Source organism: Rhizobium sp. NPDC090275 (assembly GCF_044772225.1).
Classification (GTDB): domain Bacteria; phylum Pseudomonadota; class Alphaproteobacteria; order Rhizobiales; family Rhizobiaceae; genus Rhizobium.
In genome coordinates this window covers 239312-259488 of sequence record NZ_JBIVYL010000004.1, presented here as the reverse complement: position 1 = coordinate 259488, position 20177 = coordinate 239312, and the positions used below count along the sequence as shown (strand labels likewise).

16 protein-coding genes are annotated in these 20177 nt (G+C 59.9%); 14 read left to right on the top strand and 2 right to left on the bottom strand.

What is annotated here, in order from left to right; genetic code table 11:
- Nucleotides 1–4: 4 nt before the first annotated feature.
- The 4 genes from ACIQUB_RS12535 (at nt 5) to ACIQUB_RS12520 (ending at nt 4502) form a co-directional block, all read left to right on the top strand.
- Complete coding sequence (locus ACIQUB_RS12535) at nt 5–1543, top strand: SpoVR family protein (protein ID WP_018896653.1); 1539 nt, start codon at nt 5–7, stop codon at nt 1541–1543.
- Nucleotides 1544–1609: 66 nt separating this feature from the next.
- Complete coding sequence (locus tag ACIQUB_RS12530; protein ID WP_402929862.1) at nt 1610–2062, top strand: hypothetical protein; 453 nt, start codon at nt 1610–1612, stop codon at nt 2060–2062.
- A 146-nt stretch (nt 2063–2208) separates the two neighbouring features.
- On the top strand, nt 2209–2442 hold the full coding sequence (locus ACIQUB_RS12525) for a hypothetical protein (RefSeq protein ID WP_113198458.1): 234 nt from the start codon (nt 2209–2211) through the stop codon (nt 2440–2442).
- 53 nt (nt 2443–2495) lie between these two features.
- Nucleotides 2496–4502 carry an ABC transporter ATP-binding protein/permease gene (locus tag ACIQUB_RS12520; protein WP_402929859.1) on the top strand — a complete coding sequence of 669 codons (2007 nt, stop codon included), beginning with the start codon at nt 2496–2498 and terminating at the stop codon, nt 4500–4502.
- 15 nt (nt 4503–4517) lie between these two features.
- On the opposite strand, the gene ACIQUB_RS12515 is transcribed toward ACIQUB_RS12520, so the two are convergent.
- Nucleotides 4518–6467: an adenylate/guanylate cyclase domain-containing protein gene (locus tag ACIQUB_RS12515; RefSeq protein WP_402929858.1), complete on the bottom strand. Its 1950-nt coding sequence runs from the start codon at nt 6465–6467 to the stop codon at nt 4518–4520.
- Nucleotides 6468–6582: 115 nt separating this feature from the next.
- A complete protein-coding gene (locus ACIQUB_RS12510) occupies nt 6583–7608 on the bottom strand; it encodes a LacI family DNA-binding transcriptional regulator (protein WP_402929856.1) in 1026 nt (341 codons plus the stop codon).
- A gap of 136 nt (nt 7609–7744) precedes the next feature.
- Here ACIQUB_RS12510 and ACIQUB_RS12505 point away from each other — a divergent pair, with 136 nt between their 5' ends.
- The 10 genes from ACIQUB_RS12505 (at nt 7745) to ACIQUB_RS12460 (ending at nt 20154) form a co-directional block, all read left to right on the top strand.
- Entirely contained in the window at nt 7745–10066 is a 2322-nt protein-coding gene (locus ACIQUB_RS12505) for a family 78 glycoside hydrolase catalytic domain (protein ID WP_402929854.1), read from the top strand.
- Nucleotides 10067–10144: 78 nt separating this feature from the next.
- On the top strand, nt 10145–11419 hold the full coding sequence (locus tag ACIQUB_RS12500; protein WP_402929852.1) for an ABC transporter substrate-binding protein: 1275 nt from the start codon (nt 10145–10147) through the stop codon (nt 11417–11419).
- A 54-nt stretch (nt 11420–11473) separates the two neighbouring features.
- Nucleotides 11474–12337 (top strand): carbohydrate ABC transporter permease, encoded by an 864-nt coding sequence (locus ACIQUB_RS12495; RefSeq protein ID WP_402929850.1) that lies wholly within the window; start codon nt 11474–11476, stop codon nt 12335–12337.
- Complete coding sequence (locus ACIQUB_RS12490; protein ID WP_402929848.1) at nt 12334–13158, top strand: carbohydrate ABC transporter permease; 825 nt, start codon at nt 12334–12336, stop codon at nt 13156–13158. Before ACIQUB_RS12495 ends, ACIQUB_RS12490 begins: the two co-directional genes overlap by 4 nt.
- Before the next feature lie 3 nt (nt 13159–13161).
- A complete protein-coding gene (locus tag ACIQUB_RS12485; RefSeq protein ID WP_402929846.1) occupies nt 13162–14142 on the top strand; it encodes an ABC transporter ATP-binding protein in 981 nt (326 codons plus the stop codon).
- 107 nt (nt 14143–14249) lie between these two features.
- Nucleotides 14250–15278, top strand: a complete 1029-nt coding sequence (locus ACIQUB_RS12480; protein ID WP_402929844.1) for a LacI family DNA-binding transcriptional regulator — start codon at nt 14250–14252, stop codon at nt 15276–15278.
- 291 nt (nt 15279–15569) lie between these two features.
- A complete protein-coding gene (locus tag ACIQUB_RS12475; protein ID WP_402930291.1) occupies nt 15570–16493 on the top strand; it encodes a sugar ABC transporter substrate-binding protein in 924 nt (307 codons plus the stop codon).
- A 65-nt stretch (nt 16494–16558) separates the two neighbouring features.
- Nucleotides 16559–18097, top strand: coding sequence for a sugar ABC transporter ATP-binding protein (locus ACIQUB_RS12470; protein ID WP_402929842.1), 1539 nt, complete (start codon nt 16559–16561; stop codon nt 18095–18097).
- Between the two features lie 22 nt (nt 18098–18119).
- Nucleotides 18120–19139 (top strand): ABC transporter permease, encoded by a 1020-nt coding sequence (locus tag ACIQUB_RS12465; RefSeq protein WP_402929840.1) that lies wholly within the window; start codon nt 18120–18122, stop codon nt 19137–19139.
- Between the two features lie 85 nt (nt 19140–19224).
- Nucleotides 19225–20154, top strand: coding sequence for a substrate-binding domain-containing protein (locus ACIQUB_RS12460; RefSeq protein WP_402929838.1), 930 nt, complete (start codon nt 19225–19227; stop codon nt 20152–20154).
- Nucleotides 20155–20177 lie beyond the last annotated feature (23 nt).

The following is a 20177-nucleotide window of genomic DNA, read 5'->3' as shown; positions in this document are numbered from 1 at the left end:
CGATATGGCGAAGCGAGCGGAGAGTTCCGAGCTGCTGTTTGAAGGCTCCGACTGGAATTTCGGAACGCTATCGATCGTCCACGACGCCATTCAGGATATCGCGATCGGCGAGATGGGGCTCGATATCTATCCGAACCAGCTGGAGATCATCTCGTCGGAACAGATGCTCGACGCCTATTCCTCGGTCGGGATGCCGCTGATGTACCAGCACTGGTCCTTCGGCAAGCGCTTCATCTACGAGGACAGCCTCTATCGCAAGGGCCATCGGGGGCTCGCCTACGAGATCGTCATCAACTCCAACCCCTGCATCGCTTATCTGATGGAGGAAAACACGATGGCCATGCAGACGCTGGTCATTGCGCACGCCTCTTTCGGGCATAACCACTTCTTCAAGAACAACTATCTGTTTCGCCAGTGGACGGATGCCGGCGCCATTCTCGGCTATATGGACTTCGCCAAGAAATATATCGCCAAGTGCGAGGAGCGTCACGGCACCGAGGCGGTCGAGGCGATCCTCGATTCCGCCCATGCGCTGATGGACAACGGCGTCTTCCGCTACCGCCGCCCTCCCCGCCTCTCCTCCGAGAAGGTACGCGAGCGAGCGCGTGAACGATTGGAATATGAAGAGCAGACCTATAGCGACCTCTGGCGCACCCTGCCCTCTTCCGTCGACAGCCGCGATCCGCACGAGGCGGAGCGCAATGCCTCCGAACGCAAGAAAGCGCTCAACCTGCCGGAGGAGAACCTTCTCTACTTCATCGAGAAACACAGCCTGATCCTGGAACCTTGGCAACGCGAAATTCTCAGGATCGTGCGCATCATCGCGCAATACTTTTATCCGCAGCGGCAGACCAAGGTGATGAACGAGGGGTGCGCGACCTACGTGCACTACACGATCATCAATCGGCTGTTCGATCAGGGCAAGATCAGCGAAGGCAACATGCTGGAGCTCTTGAGCAGCCATTCCAACGTCGTCTTCCAGCCGGGCTTCGACGATCCCCGCTTCTCGGGCATCAACCCCTACGCGCTCGGCTTCGCGATGATGCAGGACATCGAACGCATCTGCACCAATCCGACCGACGAGGACCGGAACTGGTTTCCCTCCATGGCCGGCAACAACGATCCGATGGGCACGTTGCGCGATGCATGGGCGAACCACCGCGATGAATCCTTCATCCTGCAATATCTGAGCCCAGCCGTGATCCGCAAATTCCGGCTCTTCAGGCTGTCGGATATGGCGGCCGACAAATTCTGCGAGGTTTCATCCATCCACAACGAGCGCGGCTATGCGGAGATCCGCTCGGCTCTCGCCCGCAGCTACGATGTCAGCGCCAGGCAACCCGATATTCAGGTCGTTGACGTCGATCTCCTCGGCGACCGCAGGCTTCGGCTGAAGCACACGGTCAATGACGGCCTTCTTCTCGAAGAGACCAGCCGCAACGAAACCCTCACCCATATCCGTCATCTCTGGGGATACGAGGTCAGCCTCTCCGGCGTCGATGGCGCGACCGGCAACGTTCTCTACGATCATTCGACCGGATAAGCCGGCACTCATCGACGGAACGACATCGGGTCCTTCTCGTTTTCCATTCAAGAGAAGGAGAAAGCTATGTCAAACGTCGTACGAAACGGCGAAAGCGCCGCCAACAATGCCACAACCGCGAATACTTTCGGAAGATCGGTCGAAAGCCAGGCGCAAATCGAAGATGCGGCACGCACGGGTTCCGAGGCAGTGGGAGAGGGTGAAGCTCTCAACATCTACCGGCTGGAACCCATTGCCGAGCCAAACGATCCGCGTTGGGATAATTCGCCCGGACATGGCAACATCGTGGTTGCCGCCCGCACGGCGGGGGACGCGCGCATCGTCGCGGCATCCACGGAGCTCGACTTCATGGAAGTCGACACCGCACCGGGGGATGACGTAACGACAATCAACGCCAGCGCCTTTAGGGATGACAAGCTTTACACCGTGATCGAGATCGAACACGGGCGCCGGGACCTAAGACGAGGCGTCATCGACGGATCGGTTTCCGTGGATACGATCATATCCGTTCAGGTTTAGCATCTGTGCCAAGACCGGCCGGGAACAAACCTGCTGGAAACCTCGTTCAATAAATATCTCGGAATAAACCCCATCCGAGACTCTCCTGTGGCAAAGCGCTTGCAGCGTCGGGCGCTTTGTCCCCGGGGTCTGGAAAGGAGACAAAGATGATCAACCGCGCCAAGCAGACAGCAGACGAGTACCGCCATCTTGGAGGGCGGCGGTTGGCAGCCTTTGACGACAACAAGGCCTCCACCCGAGCCTGGGATAAGGACACGCCGGAAGCCGAGCGCTTTTGGCAAACCAGGATTGCGATCCTTTCGGACAGGGAGCGCGCTGAAGTCCAGTCATTCCTGCCATCGATTGTCGATGAAAGCGATGAGCCACGCGGCAGGCACTAATCCACTCTGCTCCGGCTTTGAAACTTTCTGATTTTCAGAACGTTTAGCCCCTTATGAGGGACGATGATGTTGATCCGACCAAGACTGGCGGCACCCGATCGGGTGATGATGTAAACCCGGTCCATGATCAGGCGCCGACGCCCGATGTGGCGGACATAGACCCTCCACCGGACATCCCAAAACCCGAAGACGATATGACGCCCGAGGAAGTCGAGGCGGCACGCAAGTCTTACCTGCTCAAGAGATTCTGGATCAGCGCGCGTGGATACTGGACACGGCGCGGTGATACGCTGGCCTGGCCACTATCCATCGGCCTGCTGGCGCTCATCGGACTGAATGTCGGCTTCCAATACGGCATAAACGTCTGGAACCGCGGCCTTTTCGATGCCATCGAGAAGCGCGATGCGCCCACGGTCTATTTTCTTGGTGCGCTTTTCCCGCCGCTCGTGCTGGGAAGCGTCGCTCTCGTCACCATTCAAGTCTACATGCGCATGAAGATGCAGCGGCGTTGGCGGTCATGGTTGACGAAAGCGCTCATCGGACGATGGCTGGCCAGTGGGCGCTACTATCAGCTCAATCTCATCGGCGGCGACCACAAGAATCCGGAGGCTCGCATTTCCGAGGACATGCGCATCGCCACGGAATCGCCCGTCGATTTCGTCGCCGGCGTCATAGCGGCCTTCGTCTCGGCTTCGACCTTTATCGTGGTGCTCTGGATGATCGGTGGAGCATTGTCTCTGCCGATCGCGGGAACCGTGATCACCATTCCCGGCTTTCTAGTCGTCACGGCCGTTCTCTATGCAGTGATCACATCGACCTCGATCGCCTATATCGGCCGGCATTTCGTCAAGGTCTCGGAAGCCAAGAACCAGGTGGAGGCCGAATTCCGTTACACGCTGACGCGTGTGCGCGAGAATGGCGAGAGCATCGCTTTGCTTGGCGGCGAAGACGAAGAGCGAAACGACCTGGACAAGACCTTCGGGAACGTTCTGCACCAGTGGGCGCTGCTCGCGCGTCAATACATGCGAACGACACTTGTTTCGCACGGTTCGATGCTGATCGCGCCCGTCGTGCCCGTTCTGCTCTGCGCGCCCAAATTCCTCGACGGCAGCATGAGCCTGGGCCAGGTCATGCAGGCTGCGTCCGCGTTCACGATTGTCCAGAGCGCTTTCGGATGGCTTGTCGACAACTACCCGCGCCTTGCCGACTGGAACGCATGCGCAAGGCGCGTCGCGTCCTTGATGATGTCGATCGATGGGCTGGAGCGGGCCGAACAGAGCGATGCGCTTGGACGTATCAAACGCGGCGAAACCGAAGGCGATGCGATCCTCAGTTTGAACGACCTCTCCGTCTCGCTGGGCGACGGGACGGCGGTGGTCAAAGAGACGGAGGTGGAGATCCAGCCAGGGGAGCGGGTGCTGGTGGCCGGGGAATCCGGATCCGGCAAGAGCACCTTGGTCCGGGCGATCGCCGGCCTGTGGCCTTGGGGCGATGGTGCCGTCAATTTCCGCCCCGACAAGCGCCTCTTCATGCTGCCGCAGCGCCCTTACATCCCATCGGGAACGCTCCGCAGGGCGGTCACCTATCCGGCGGGCGCCGACACGTGGACGGTCGAGGAAATTGGCGGTGTCCTCGATCAGGTCGGCCTCGGTCATCTGAAGGAGAGGATCGAAGACGAGGCGCCGTGGGATCAGACATTATCAGGCGGCGAAAAGCAGCGGCTGGCGTTTGCCAGACTGCTGCTACACGATCCGGATATCATCGTTCTCGATGAGGCGACTTCGGCTCTCGACGAAAAGAGCCAGGATCGGCTCATGGAGATGCTGATTGCCGAATTGCCGAAGGCCACCATCTTGAGCGTCGGGCACCGGGTCGAACTGGAAGCGTTTCATAGCCGCAAGATCACATTGGAAAAGCGCGATGGTGGCGCAAGGCTTGTGAGCGACGTCGATTTGATCCCGCGGAAGAAGAAAAAGCGTAACGTCCTCTCCCGGCTTGTGCGACATCGAAGCCGACGCAGTGGCGGCGAAACGCCTGAGCCTGACGGTGCTGAGCAGTGAACCACCCAAAGCTGATCAGCCCGGATCAATCGAGCGCGCGCCGACAAGTTCCAGCACATCCACCTTGCCCGCCCGCCCCTTGAGCTGCGCCAGGCCGAGCGGTCGAAAATCGAACCCACTGCCGACCGCATCCCTCACAGCTGCGCTGACCAGGATCGACGTGTTGAACTCCTTGTTCAGCCCTTCGAGCCGTGACGCCACATTGATCGTATCGCCCATTGCCGTGTACTGCTGGCGCGAAGCGGCGCCGAAACTGCCGACAACCGCCGGCCCGGTGTGCAGGCCAAATCGCGTCAACAGCAGCGGGCGCCCACCCTTCTGATTGGCATCGTTCAACGCATCTACGGCTGCCTTCATCGCAAGCGCGCATAGGCAGCCCTCTTCCACATGCTTTGCGGTCTCCACGGGCGCATTCCACATGACGAAAATGGAATCGCCCAGATACTGGATGACCGTTCCGCCGTGCCGCTCCGCAACGCTGTTCAGCAGCTCGAAATAGGTAGACAGCGTCTCGACCACATCCTCCGGCGAATGTTGCTCGGATATGGTCGTGAAGTCGCGGATGTCGGTGAACAGCGCTGTTATTTCCTGCCGCTTCGCCTGGACGATCGCCGGCCCGCCCGGGCCCACGATCCGCCGGACCACTTCGCGCGGCACATAGAGAGCGAACTGGCCGATGGCCCGGCGGCTTGCAGCCAGCGCAGTCGCGAGCATGTTGATCTCGGTGATCAAGGAATGCGAGGTGGTCTTTTCGTGAACATCGAGATTGCCGATCTCCCGTGCCTCCCCCGCCAGCTGGTTGAGAGAGCGGCTGACCATGCGCGACAGAAGCACCGACGCGACGACACCCGCGATGACAAAGCCAGCAGCGATGATGAGATTGTGCACCAGCGATCGGTTGGCCTGCTCAACGAGATCCGCCAGCGGCACGACGATCGCCGCCTCGCTTCCCGCAAACAGTCCGGACACGCTGATCGGCGCGACCTGGATCAGATATCGCTCGCCGTCGAGGTCCAGTCGCGCGAGCCCGCCGGCGCCGAAGGCTGAATCTCGCCGAAGGTTGGCCACGGTTGCCAGGCTGGTGTCGAAGCCACTTGCCGTAGCGCCGATGCCGCCGGCACTTCGTGACCACAGGTCCATGAGCCTAGCCATGATTTCGGGGGCCGAATGAGCGACCAGCTGATCTTCGTCGTCAATAATGTAGGCACGGGCGCGCGGCGAAATCTGGCTGGCATCAAGGAGACGACTGATCGTTCTCAGGTGGATGTTGATGCCGACCACGATCTTGCCGTCGTCGCGCATCGGTGCCGCGATCGTCAATGTTGGCGTCTTGAGCGTTCCAGCGACGTAGGGCCCGACCGAAACCGCCTTTCCATCCTGGACGACCGCCTGATACCAGGGCCGCTGCCGTGGATCGAAAGATGCGTATTCGACGGCGCGCTCCTCGATCACGCGAGCGTTGGCATCCAGAAAACGCAGCGTCGATACGACATCGGGCCGGTCTCTGCGAGCGATCGTCCGGATCGCGAAGGCCGTTCCATCAGGCGCCGACAGCGTCCGCCTGACGTCATCGCGGGCGGTAGCAATCACCTGCAGATACGAGCCATCGGGATATCCGGTGTAGACACTTGTCGCATTGGGGACATTGCGCAGAACCTCGAGAAAGAAATCTTCTTTCGCTCGGATATCCGCTGGCGGCTCGGAGACGAGCTGTTGCATGGTCGAGGCAAGCGCCACCGCTTCGGTGCCTTCCTGCAGCGTGTTGCGGTATCCCTCGATCAGTCGCAGGCTCATTTCGCGCATCTGCTGCAACCCTGCGGTGACGGCCGCGCTCCTGCCCTGGCTGAAGGCCATCCAGATGATGGGTATCGATGTGCAAAGAAGGGATCCAACGACGAGAACGCCAAGATGCAGCCTGAGCGGCCGGGACCAATCCACCAGTCCCTTGGACGTGCCATGCCGCATCATCCCGTCCCCTCAACCTCGCTCCCTTGGCACCAGCTAAGCGCGTTTTAAGCGGGCGCACAAGATGGGCAGAATACGGACGATCCGGAGTTAAGGAACGTTTGCAAGCGTCACATCACGCGCTACCGCGATGTTCGACATGGGGCTCGATCAAGACATGTTTGGCTTCGCGTCTTCCGTCGATCCGCTCAAGCAACATTTGCGTCGCCGTTCGAGCCAACTGGACGGGGTCCTGGTCAACGCTTGTCAATCCGACCAGCGGAAGGGCCGACACGGCCGAGTTGTCGTAGCCGATGATGGCCAGGTCGGAGGGGACGCCGATATCTCGCATGCGCGCGATGTTGATCAGCGGGACGGCATCGAGATCCGACCAGACGAACACGGCTCTCGGACGATCGGGCGCGGATAGAAAATCGTTCAGAGCGGCGGTTCTGTCGGCATCAACAGGCGGAAGCCGCAGCACGCGCGCCTCCAAGCCGGCCGCCCGCATGGCGTCCAGATAACCGAGTTCTCGCTGCATGGCGACGATGGTGGCCGGCGAACCCTCTGTGTCGTAGCCGAGCATCGCGATATCGCGATAGCCTTTCGAAAGAGCAGCCTCGACGGCGAGATATGCGCCCTTCCGGTCGTCGGAATTGACGGTGTCATAGGTCTGTGCGTCCGGCTCGTGATGCGCGATGACCACGATCGGAATCTGCTTGGCGTAGCGCTCGAGAACCTTGCCGGAAATACGCGGCGCGATGATCAGAACACCATCCATCCGGTTGTCGATCATGGACTCGATCATCGATGCCTCGATCGGCTGCGCCGAACGCCCGAGCCCGACCAACGCCTTGAAGCCGCTGTCGGCCAGCGTGTTGCTAGCCGCCTCGATCAAGCCCGGCAGGAAAGGGTTAGAGAGCTCGATCGCCAGCACGCCGATGGTGTTCGTCCGCCCTCGCATGGCGCGGGCTGCAACGGAAGGGCGATAGTTGAGCTTCTCGATCGACGTCTCGACCTTCGTGCGCAGAAGCGCGCTGACGCCATATGCGTTTCGAAGGACTTTCGATACCGCCGCGACCGAGACGCCGGCGTCTTCCGCGACATGGCGGATCGTCACCCGCGCTCGCGCTCCGTCGTTATCCTTCTGAAAGGTCTGCATAATTTTCCGTTCATATCGATCTGCGCCGGAGTATAGGCATTTTTCTGTTGCACATCAAACAGGAATGTAGAATGATATACATATAACGATACACACTTCGTTTGATGGGTCCGTCTCAAGCGGATCGGGAGGGGACATGGATATTCTGCAAGGGCGCGCGAGCGCTGCCGCTGGTTCGTCATTTCAATTCACCGCCGCGATGGTGGCGCCGCTGTGCGATGAAGGCCAAAGCACCGCCGGCACCTTCGTGTCCCGCAACTTCCAGCTCGAGCATGCCCCTCGCGAAGCCGTGCTGAGCATTTCAGCGCTCGGGCTTTATCGCGCTTTTATCAACGGCCGCCGCGTCGGATCGGATCTGCTGACACCGGGCTGGACCTGCTACGACGATCGCATCGCCTATCAGACCTATGACGTCGCCAGCCTGCTTCAGCCGGGCGAGAACAGGATCGAGATCTGGCTCGGCGACGGCTGGTATCGCGGCCAGCTCATGTGGGCCTCGAACCCGATCTTCAATTGCTGGGGCGACCGTACGGGTGCCATCGCCGAACTCAGCGTCGATGGCGCCTTGGCGGTGAAGACAGATTCCACTTGGAAGAGTGGACTGACACCCGTGACCAGGAACGGCATCTATTACGGCGAGGATTACGACGCCCGCTTGAGGGCGCAAGACGCGTTCGGCGTTGAAGAACTCGTCTTCGACAAGACCCTGCTTGTGCTCCACGAGACGGCCGCCGTTGTCGAGCTCGCTCCGTTCGAGCCGATGGACAGCTGGACGGAAGAGGGTGGCCGGCTGGTCTACGATTTCGGCCAGAACGCCGGGGCGTATATCCGCATCGAGGTGCAAGGCGAGGCTGGCGCGAGCATCCGCGTGGAGCATTCCGAAGTCCTCGGGCCCAATAAGTTCTTCGATAACCGCAACTACCGCAGCGCCAGGGCCGAACTGGTCTACACGCTGTCGGGAGATGGCGTCGAAACCTACGCGCCGCTGTTCACCTTCATGGGCTTCCGCTATGCCCGCGTAACCGTCACCGGCGATGCGAAGCTTCTCTCCATCAAGATGGTCCCGATCACCTCGGTCCCTGTCGCGACCGGCGGCATCACGACCGGCGTGCCCGCCGTCAACCGCCTTGTCGAGAACACGATCTGGTCGCAGCGATCGAACTTCATCGAGATACCAACGGACTGCCCGCAGCGCGACGAACGTCTTGGATGGACGGGCGACGCCCAGGTTTTTGCCGGCACCGCATGCTGGCTTGCCGACAGCCAATCGTTTCTCCGGAAATTCCTTCGCGATGTAATGCATGATCAGAGAGAGAACGGCGCGGTGCCGCATTTCTCGCCGGATCCGACGCGTCTGCATCCGATCAGCAATCGCGGCGATTGGGCCGGCTCGACCGGCTGGGGCGATGCGATCGTGATCATCCCGTGGCAGCTCTATCTGCATTATGGCGACAAGGCGGCCCTGCAGGAGTGCTTTCCGGCGATGCTGCACTGGCTGGATTACCTCTGGGGTATTTCCAACGGCCCCATCATTCGCCCTCCGGCGGTTTGGGGTGAGCATGGCTTCACCTTTGGTGACTGGCTGCAGCCGGTCGGCGACAATCGCAAGCCGCGCCCGACCGTCGCCGACGATTGCGCCGCGACGCTCTATCACTTCGTCGCCACGCAACTGACGGCGAAGATCGCGCGGATCCTCGGCGATACGAGCGAGGCGCAGCGCCTCGACAGAAAGCTCGAGGACATCCGCGCGGCATTCAAGAACGAGTTCTTTTCCCCATCGGGACGCATTGCTCATAACGATCAGACATCATGGGCGATCGCCTTCCTCTATGGTCTCGTTCCACCGGAATACGAAGAGGCCGGTCGCGGCTATTTCCGCCGCGTTGCGGAAGAGACCGATGGCGTGATCGGCACCGGATTTATCGGCACCCCTGCGCTGCTGCCGGCACTTACCCGGCTCGGCATGCTCGATCTCGCGGAAAAGATGTTCCTCAATCGCAAGGTCCCCGGCTGGCTCTATCAGGTGGAGCGTGGAGCGACGTCGATCTGGGAGCGCTGGGACGCGCTTGCAGAAGACGGGACGATCTATGATCCCGATATGAACAGCTACAATCACTATGCCTATGGCGCCGTTTGCCAATGGCTGTTCGAGGATGTGGCTGGCATCAAGCCGCTTGAAGACAAGCCTGGTTTCGAGGAGATCGAGTTCGATCCGGCCATCCTGCCGGCTCTATCGCCTGTCGCAGCCTGGCACGATACGCGGTTTGGTCGCATCGAGGCCGGATGGGATATCGACGGCCGCAAGGTTACCTGCCATCTTGAAATCCCTGATGGCATGATGGCGCACATGCGCGGCAACCGTGCAAGAAAGCACCTGAGAGTGAACGGCGCCGACGTGGCGGATGGCGAGCGTGTCCAGATCGGACATGGCAGCCATTCGATCACCTTCGACGTCTGATCAAGACAGCGCGGCAGGCCGCGCACGACATGACTGATCGTAACGGTAAATCGCAAGTCCTTGGAGGAGGAGACGACCATGCGGATGACCAAATGCAGCATTATCGCAGCGGCCACTTTGGCGCTGGCGAGCAGCGTCGCGCACGCAGACGTGACATTGAGCGTATTGATCGACACGAACCCGGAAACCATCGCTTCCTTCGATGCCGTTTCCAAAGCGTATGCCGAGAAGCGTCCGGATGTGACCTTCGACGTTGAGCAGCGCGCGGGCGGTTCAGAGGGCGACAACATCGTCAAGACGCGGCTGGCGACCGGCGAGATGCCTGATATCTTCCAGTATAACAGCGGCTCTCTGTTCCAGGCATTGAAGCCCGAGCAGACGATGGCCGATCTCTCCGATCTCCCATCCGCCGCCGGCATTCTCGAAAGCTTCAAGAAGGTGGTCAGCGGATCCGATGGCCATGTGCGGGGTATACCTTTCGGTCCGGCGATGGGCGGCGGGATCTTCTACAACCGGAAGATCTACGCCGAGCTCGGGCTGCAGCCGCCGAAGACCTGGGCCGAATTCATGGCCAACAACGAGAAGATCAAGGCAGCCGGCAAAGTCGCCATCGCCCAGACTTACGGCACGACCTGGACATCCCAGATTTTCGTCCTGGCGGACTTCTTCAACGTTCAGACCGAAGTTCCGACCTTTGCCGACGATTACACGGCCAACAAGGTCAAGTACGCCACGACACCCGCAGCCCTTCGCGGTTTCGAGCATCAGGAAGAAGTCGCGAAAGCAGGATTCTTCAACGAGGATTTCGGCGCGGCGAGCTTCGATGACGGCATGCGCATGGTCTCGACCGGTGAGGCAGCGCACTACCCCAGCCTGACCTTCGGGATCGGCAACATCCAGCAGAACTTTCCCGACAACGTTCAAGACGTCGGCTTTTTCGCGGAGCCCGGGAACGATGCCGCGAAGAATGGTTTGACGATCTGGATGCCGGCGGCGCTCTATCTGTCAGCCAAGGCCGAGCATCTCGACGAAGCCAAGAAATTCCTCGACTTCGTGGCCTCGAAGGAAGGTTGCGAGCTGATGGCGAAGGCCGTTCCGTCGGGACCCTATCTGATCAAGGGCTGCGAGCTGCCGAAGGACGTGCCGCAAGCCGTCACGGACATGCTGCCGTATTTCCAGACGGAAGGCCGTGCAGGCCCGGCGCTGGAATTCCTGTCGCCGGTGAAAGGACCAGCGCTCGAGCAGATCACCGTCGAGGTCGGAACGGGCATCCGCTCCGCCAAGGAAGCGGCCGCGCTTTACGACCAGGACGTCGCCAAGCAGGCCAAGCAGCTCGGCCTCCCGAACTGGTAACATCCAGACGCACCTTGCCCGGCGGATATCCGGGCAAGGTGCTTAGGAGCCGCTATGGTTATACGCAAGTCACCCTACCCCTATTGGTTCATCCTGCCGGCGGCGGTCATCTTCACCGTCCTGTTCCTGGCGCCCACGATCGCATCCTTCTGGTTCAGCCTGACACGTTGGGACTTGTTCACGACAGTGTTCATCGGGCTTGAGAACTACAAGCAGTTCTTCCGCGAGCCCTTCCTCATCCAGGGGCTGACCAACACTGTCATCTATGCGGTGGCGACATCGGCAGCGAAGACGGTTCTCGGCCTGCTTCTGGCTGTCCTGCTGACATCCGGCCTCTGGGCTCAGGGCCTGCTTCGAACGGTGATCTTCTTTCCCGTGCTGGTGTCGACCATCGGCGTCGGCATAACCTTTTCCGTTCTCATGCATCCGACGCGCGGCATCATCAATGTGGCGCTGGCTGCCATCGGCATACACGGGCCGGGCTGGCTGACGGATCCGGCGCTGGCGCTCTACTCGATCGTCCTCGTCGATCTCTGGAAGGGCATCGGGCTTGCGACGGTCATCTATATTGCCGGACTGGCATCCATCAGCGCCGACTACTACGAGGCCGCGCGCATCGACGGCGCAACGAGAACGCAGATGCTCTTCCGCGTCACCATACCGCTGGTCAAGCCGGCGACGATCACCGTCATCACCCTGTCGCTGATCGGCGGGCTGCGCAGCTTCGATCTAATCTGGGCGATGACAAAGGGCGGCCCCGGATTTTCCTCCGACGTGCTCGCGAGCGTGATCTATAAGCAATATCAGGCGGGTTTTTACGGCCTGTCCACAGCCGGGAACGTCATCCTGTTCGTGCTGATCGCAGTGATCGTTTTGCCGCTCACCTTCTGGCTTAATCGCAGGGAGGTCGATGTATGACCCGGCGCCAGTTTTACACCGGAGTCTCGGCGCTGGCCGCATGCTGCGTGATCTTCGTGATGCCGTTCCTGTTCATCTTTCTGACGGCAGCAAAAACCAAGCAGGATGCCGCGGCACTTAAATTCACGCTGCCGAGCGAATGGCAACTCTGGACCAATTTCGTCGATGTGATCCAGGCCCGCAATTACATGCTGCTGCTCGCCTATTTCAACTCGACAGTCATCACGGTCGCTGCCGTCACGTTGCTCGTGCTGTTCGGCGCAATGGTGGGCTATGTCCTGCAGCGCCGGCCATCGCGGTGGAACGCGGTGATCTATGCCTTTGTGCTCGCCGGTTTGATGATCCCGCCGGCCGTCGTGCCCACGATCTGGGTGCTGCAGGCACTTGGCCTGTTCAAGACGCTCTCCGGCATGGTTCTGATCCAGGTTGCCTACGGCCTGTCGTTCACCGTTCTGCTCTTTCGGAGCTTCATCGCGACCATTCCGCGCGACCTGGACGAAGCAGCGATTATCGACGGCGCAAAGCCGTTGCAGATCTTCTTCCGTGTCGTCCTGCCTTTATTGAAGCCGGTGACCGTAACTGTCATCGTCGTCCAGTCGATCGCGATCTTCAACGATTTCACCAACCCGCTCTACTACCTGCCCGGCCGGGAGAACGTGACCGTGCAGCTCACCCTCTATAATTTCCAGGGACAGTTCCAGACGCAGTTCAACCTGCTGTTCATGAACATCCTGCTGGTGACCATTCCGCCGCTGATCGTCTTCATCTTCTTCAATCGACAGATCGTGGCGGGCATGACTGCCGGCGCAGTGAAAGGATAAGCCATGACTAGCGTTGTTCTCGACGGCGTCAAAAAGAGCTTCGGCAGCCTCGAAGTCATCAAGGGCGTCGATCTTACCGTTGGCGCCGGAGAATTTTGTGTGTTCGTCGGACCGTCAGGCTGCGGAAAGTCGACGTTGCTGCGAATGATCTCGGGGCTTGAAACATCGAGCGCCGGGAAGATCGTCATCGACAACAAGGATGTGACCGATGCCGAACCCTCCGAGCGCGGCATCGCGATGGTGTTTCAATCCTACGCTCTCTATCCGCACCTCACGGTCGCCGAAAATATCGGCTTCGGCCTTTCGCTGGCGAGGAGGCCCAAGGCGGAAATCGCCGAGAAGGTGAAGCAGACCGCAGACATTCTGCAGCTCTCGCATCTGCTCGATCGCAAACCGAAAGCACTCTCCGGCGGCCAGCGGCAGCGCGTGGCGATCGGGCGGGCGATCATCCGCAATCCGAAGGTGTTTCTGTTCGACGAGCCGCTTTCCAACCTCGACGCTTCACTTCGTTCGCAGATGCGCATGGAACTCACCGAGCTGCATGCCCGCCTTGGCGCGACGATGATCTATGTTACACACGACCAGGTGGAAGCCATGACCATGGCCGACAAGATCGTGGTTTTGAACGGCGGTCACATCGAGCAGGTCGGCTCCCCGATGGCGCTCTACAACAGTCCGCAGACCGCCTTTGTCGCGGGCTTCATCGGATCACCCAAGATGAACCTGTTTGAAGGTGATGTCGCCAAGGCCGAAGGATGCCGCGTCTACGGCATCCGGCCCGAGCATCTGTCGCTCTCGGCGACCGACGGCAAGTGGCGAGGCACTGTTCGACACATCGAACGGCTGGGCGCAGATTCGATCATTCACCTCGATGTCGAGACGCTGGGATCGTTGCTGGTCCGCACCAACGGCGACAAGACCATCAACATCGGCGACGCGGCGTTCGCTTCGCCAATGCCGAACAAGGAACATCGTTTCTCTTGAGATCGGACGAGCCAGTTCAAGGGTCGCCTCGATGATTGATTTTGATAGCCGATCGTGCAAGCTTTACATCGTATCAGATAGTACACTTGCATCTGTGGGGTAATTCCGTGAAGCGTCCGACGATATTCGACCTCGCTGCAGCGGCTGGCGTCAGCGTTGCAACAGTCGATCGCGTTCTCAACGGCCGGCTGAAAGTACGGGAAGAAACCTCCAGAAAGGTGTTCGAGGCGTCCGAGAAGATCGGATTCCACGGAACGAACATCATTCGCCAACGCATGTTCTCGGACATCCCGACCTATAATTTCGGCATCATCCTGCGCAAGGAGCGGCAAACCTTCTACAAGGATTTTGCCGCGGAGCTCCAGCTGGCGGCCTCCGCTATCAAAGATCGACACATCGTTCTCAGGATCGAGTTTGCGAAATCGGAAGAACCGGCAGAATTGGCCGACCTCATCCTTGGCATGAGTGGAAAGGTCCAGGCCATCGCGGCGACCGGTCCGGATCATCATGATGTTACAAAGGCAGTATCTACGCTGAAATCGCAAGGGATTCCGACATTCTCCCTGCTCTCTGACTTCGCACAGGGTGTGCGCGAAACTTATCTTGGCACCAACAACATGAAGGTCGGACGCACGGCGGCCTGGATGATCTCGAAGCTCTGCCCGACGCCTGGAAAGGTTCTTCTGTTCCTTGGCGGCCACCGGTTTCACGGCCATTCGCTGCGCGAGACGGGTTTTCGGGCCTATATGCGCGAATACGCAGCGGACTTCGAAGTCCTGGATGCGCTGGTGAACCTCGAAACGCGCCGACTGACCTACGGCTTGATGATGGAGACTCTATCGCGCCATACTGACCTCGTCGGTCTCTATTGCATCGGTGGTGGTATGGAAGGTGCGATCGAAGCCCTGATCCAGGAAAACAGGTCGGAGGCGATCGCCTGCCTCGTCAACGAGCTCACCCCAGAGTCGCGCCAGGCGCTTCTGGAGCGACGTATTTCCGGCGTCTTCCAGACACCGTTGCGCGATCTCTGCACTGACTTGATTATGACAATGATCCACACGAGGGAGCATGGCATGGCGGAAAGCCCGGGACAGCGGTTCCTGCCCGCACAGCTATGGGTCCCTGAGAGCCTATGACTTTCTGATAGAATCCATCATTTCGCGCCCGTTTCTTTCTATCAGCGATGATAGTTTTCTGATTTACAAATCGTTGACGACGCCCCTCCCGTGAGGAATGGTGTCGATGCGGTGGTGGAGATAGGAGGCCACCGCATCCGTTGAAAATCAAAGTCGAGAACGTTCTGGGAGCCGGTATCACCGGGGCCACGGGTTCGTATTGACTATCGCATGGCCCCGTCTTTCTGGAACAGATCTGCCGGAAGAGCCCTGCGCATCGTGGAGGAGAAACACGTGAAGAAGCATCTAATCATGGCAGCATTCGCCACCATGCTGGCGACATCGGCGTCCGCGCAAACGATCGGCGTTTCGATGGCGCTGTTCGACGACAACTTCCTGACGGTCTTGCGCAACGGCATGATCGACTATTCCAAGGGCCTCGACGGCGTCACCCTGCAGATCGAAGACGCTCAGAATGATGTGGGCAAGCAGCTGAGCCAGGTTCAGAATTTCGTGGCGTCCGGCGTTGATGCCATCATCGTCAATCCCGTTGATACCGACGCGACAACAGCCCTGTCGCAGGCGGCAGCCGCTGCCGGCATTCCGCTCGTCTACGTCAATCGCCAGCCGGTCAACGTTGATGACCTGCCCGAGAAGCAGGCTTTTGTCGCATCCGACGAGAAGCAGTCGGGCACGCTGCAGACGAAGGAAGTCTGCCGCATTCTCAAGGAAGCCGGCAAGAAGGAAGCCACCGCCGTCGTCATGATGGGCGAACTCTCCAACCAGGCCGCGCGCATGCGCACGCAGGACATCAAGGATGTCATCGCGACGCCGGATTGCAGCTTCATCAAGCTGGTGGAAGAGCAGACCGCGAACTGGTCACGTACCCAGGGCGCGGACCTGATGACCAACTGGCTGTCGGCAGGCGTAAAGTTCGATGCAGTCATCTCCAACAACGACGAGATGGCGATCGGCGCGATCCAGTCGTTGAAATCCTCCGGCCGCGCCATGGATGACGTGATCGTCGCCGGTATTGATGCGACACAGGACGCTCTTGCCTCCATGGCCGCAGGCGACCTCGACGTCACCGTGTTCCAGAACGCCGCCGGCCAGGGCAAGGGCGCCGTCGACGCGGCGCTCAAGATCGCCAAGGGTGAGAAGATCGAAAAGAAGGTCTATGTGCCCTTCGAACTCGTCACCCCGGCGAACCTCAAGAGCTACCAGGCGAAGAACTAACCTGCTCGATCATCTGAGGAAGGCGGCTTGGCTGCCTTCCTCTTTCCCGAGACGGAGATTTTGCAATGGTAAGCCCAACAACTGCAGCAGCTATCAAACGCGTTCTGGAAGATACCGAGCGCGACGGATTGCTGGCGATCGAAGGCATTCGCAAGGAATTTCCCGGTGTCGTCGCACTTGACGACGTGAAGCTGCGCATCTGGCCTGGAACCGTGCATGCCCTGATGGGCGAAAACGGCGCCGGCAAGTCCACCCTGATGAAGATCATCGCCGGTATCTACCAGCCGGATGCGGGAGAAATACGTCTTCGCGGCATGCCCGTGACGCTGAAGTCTCCGCTGGACGCCCTGGAACAGGGCATCGCCATGATCCATCAGGAACTGGCGCTGATGAACTGGATGACGGTCGCCGAGAACATCTGGATTCGTCGCGAACCCAAAAACCGCTTCGGCCTGATCGATCACGCCAAGATGGTGGAGATGACGCAGGAGCTTTTCGCCCGTCTCAACATCGTGCTTGATCCGAAGGCGCAGGTTTCCGAACTCACCGTCGCGCAGAAGCAGATGGTCGAGATCGCCCGCGCCGTCAGCTATGAATCCTCGATCCTGATCATGGACGAGCCGACCTCGGCGCTCACCGACCGTGAAGTCGAGCATCTGTTCGCGATCATCCGCGATCTGCGCTCGCGCGGCATCGGCATCGTCTACATCACCCACAAAATGAACGAGCTTTTCGAGATCGCCGACGAGTTTACCGTTTTTCGCGACGGCAAGTACGTGGGTACGCATTCATCCAAGGATGTGACGCGCGACGACATCATCCGGATGATGGTGGGTCGTGAGATCACCGACATGTTCCCCAAGGTCGATTGTCCGATCGGCGACGTTATCCTTGACGTAAAGAACCTGACGATTCCCGGTGTCTTCTACGACATCTCCTTCTCGATCCGCCGCGGCGAGATCCTGGGCCTTGCCGGCCTCGTCGGCTCGAAGCGCTCGAACGTGGCCGAAGCGTTGTTCGGCGTGCATCCGGCCAACTCCGGCGAAATCCTGATCGATGGCAAGCCGGTGGCGATTGCAAACCCCAGCGAGGCGATGGCCTACGGACTTGCCTTCCTGACCGAAGATCGCAAGGAGACGGGCTGCTTCCTGTCGCTGAACTGCCTGGAGAACATCCAATCGGCCCTGATCACGCGCTCGCATGTCAAGGCAGGCTTCGTCGACCAGGCGACGGTGACGAAACTCGCCGAGGACATGGCCGCCAAGCTCCGCGTCAAGACGCCGAACCTGCAGGAGACCGTCGAGAATCTCTCGGGCGGTAATCAGCAGAAGCTGCTGATCGCGCGCTGGCTGCTGACAAAGCCCCGGATTCTGATCCTCGACGAGCCGACGCGCGGCATCGATGTCGGCGCCAAGTCGGAGATCCACAGGCTGATCACGGGTCTTGCCGCCGAAGGCGTGGCCGTCCTGATGATCTCCTCGGAACTACCCGAGGTGCTCGGCATGAGCGATCGGATCATGGTCATGCACGAGGGTCACGTCTCGGGCTTCCTGGATCGCGCCGAGGCAACTCAAGTCAAAATCATGGACCTTGCTGCGCGGTAACGGCGCAAGAGGGAGGAAAACAATGAACACCATCACCCAAGCAACGGCGCCGACGGTCATCGCCAAACGTCGCCTGCCGGCCGAGCTCAACATTCTGCTCGTGCTGATCGGCATCTCGCTCACGTTTGAGGTCCTTGGCTGGATCTTCCAGGGGCAGAGCTTCCTCGGCAACGCCCAGCGCCTGTCGATCATGATCCTGCAGGTATCCGTCATCGGCATCATTGCCATCGGCGTCACGCAAGTCATCATATCCGGCGGCATCGACCTCAGTTCGGGCTCGATCGTCGGCGCAACCGCGATGATATCCATGAGCCTGGCTCAGGTCGGCACGTTCGAGCGGGCGGTCTATCCGCATCTCACCGATCTGCCGGTGGTAGTGCCGATCGCGGTAGGTCTCTGTGTCGGTCTCATCTGTGGAGCGATCAACGGATGGTTCATTGCGTATACGAAGATACCGCCTTTCATTGCAACGCTTGGTATGATGGTCACCGCCCGTGGCTTCGCCAAGTGGTACACGAAGGGCCAGCCGATCAGCTTCCCGACCGATAGCTTTGCCGCGCTCGGCAAGGGTCTGGCTCCCGTCTTCATCTTCCTTCTGGTGGCAGCGGTGATGCATGTGGTCTTGCGCTACACCCGCTACGGCAAATTCACCTATGCGATCGGTGCCAATCCGCAAGCAGCACGCGTCTCGGGCATCAATGTCGAGCGGCATATCGTCAAGATCTATGCCGTTGCCGGATTGCTTTCCGCCCTGGCCGGCATCGTGGTCGCAGCTCGTGGCCTCACGGCTCAGGCGGGTATGGGCACGATGTATGAACTCGATGCCATCGCCATGTCGGTTATCGGTGGCGTCTCGCTTTCGGGTGGTCGCGGCTCGGTTCTCGGCACCATGATCGGGATGATCATCTTCGGCGTGATTATCTCCGGCTTCACCTTCCTGCGGCTCGACGCCTACTACCAGGAAATGCTGAAGGGCGGGATTATCGTCGCCGCCGTCGTGGCCGACGTCTACCGCCAGCGCAAGCGCGTGAAGAAGAGTTGATGAATGGCAGGCTTGCCGCCTGCCTCTTTTCCCTGCCCGTGCAAGGGCGACCTGAAAATCTGATCCCAATCTGTGAGGAACTGTAGTGAAACAGCTTCTGATGACGACCGCTTTTTGCCTGATGGTGAGCATGCCCGCGATGGCCGCCGACACCCGCGTGGCGGTCAGCATGACATCCTTCGACAATCCGTTCCTGACTATCCTGCTCAATGGCATCCGTGGCGAAGCCGATCGAAACGGCAAGATCGAACTGTTGGCCGAAGATGCCCAGCTCGATCCGGCAAAGCAGCTCAACCAAGTCGAGAATTTCATCGCTAACGGCGTCGATGCAATCATCGTCAACGCCGTGGACGGCGACGCGACAGCCGCGATCACCAAGGCCGCAGCCGACGCCCATGTGCCGCTGGTCTATGTCAACCATCCGCCGGCCGAACTCGATTCCGGCCTGCCTGCGGGCACCGCCTTCGTCGGCTCCAACGAACTCGATTCCGGCACGATGGAAGCAAAGGCCGCCTGCAAGCTGATGGGCGGCAAGGGCAAGGCGGTCGTTCTCATGGGGCCGCTTGAAAACCATGCGGCGCTTGTCCGTACCAAGGATGTCGAGGACGTCTTCTCCTCGCCCGATTGCAAGATCGAGATCCTCGAAAAGCAGACGGCAAACTGGAACCGGACCCAGGCGCAGGATCTCGTTTCCTCCTGGCTGACAGCCGGCGTCGCGTTCGATGCCGTTATCGCCAACAACGACGAAATGGCGATCGGGGCAGCACAGGCGCTCAAGGCGGCCGGCGTTTCCATGGACAAGGTCGTGATATCCGGTATCGACGCGACGCCGGATGGCCTTGCCGCGATGAAGGCCGGCGACATCGACATCACCGTTTTCCAAAACGCGACGAAACAGGGCGAAGTGTCGGTACAGACGGCCGTGAAGATGGCCGCCGGCGAAAAGACCGATCAGACACTCTGGGTGCCGTTTGAACTCGTCACTCCCGACAACATGGCCGGCTACGCGAAGTAGCGGCCCGGGGGCGCGGCCGGATT